1 pseudogene is annotated in these 759 nt (G+C 77.4%); it reads right to left on the bottom strand.

The features are described from left to right. A pseudogene (locus AC1D1T_RS32845) lies at positions 1–759 on the bottom strand (PD-(D/E)XK nuclease family protein); the annotation flags it as partial.

Genomic DNA, 759 nt, shown 5'->3' with positions numbered 1-759 from the left:
CTGCAGCGCCTCGCACCACGCGCGCAGCGGCCGCCGGCCGGGCTCGGCGAGYGGCGCCAGCGCCTCGACCAGCGCGCCCCACAGCCGGGCCTCGCCGGGGTGCAGGCGTTCGGCGTCGATCTGCGAGGTGCGGCGCCAGCCATGGCGGCGGCAGCTGGCTTCGAGCGATTGCGCCAACGCCGCCACCGGGCCGAGGCCGGGCCATGGGGCGGTCAGGGATTTGAGGGCGTCGAGCGTCGCATCGGCGCTCGATGCCCCGACCGCCCGCAACAAGCCCATCAGCTGCGCTGCGGCGCGGGTGGTCGAGAGCTTCCAGCCGGTTTCGTCCAGCACCGCGACCGACTGCCGTGCCAGCAGCGCGTGCACGCGGCGCACCAGCAGGCGGTCCTGCGCGACCAGCGCCACCGGCAGCTCGCCGCGCTGCACGTGGGCCAGCACCTGCGCGGCGGTGGCCTGGGCTTCGTCCTCGAAGCCCTCGCACAGCGCGACAGCCGGCGCCCGCGAGGGCAGCCGCTGCGCCGCGGCATCGGTGTCGATGACCAGCACCGGCACGCGCGCGGCGCGCAGCAGCGCATCGGTCAGCGGATCGCTGCCGCCGGCGCGCACCGCGACCCAGGCGCCGGGCTGCAGCGCGAACAACGCATCGGTGTGGGGCGGCGCGGCGGCCGCGGCCCATTCGACGGCGATCGCCGCGATCTGGCGTTCGGTCAGCCCGGGGCCGTCGCCGGCGGCGAGCAGCGCGCGCGCGTGGCGCCAGTG

The organism is Rhizobacter sp. P2_H3 (genome assembly GCF_056403355.1).
The sequence above is the reverse complement of the archived record's forward strand: the minus strand, read 5'-3'. Positions and strand labels throughout refer to the sequence as shown.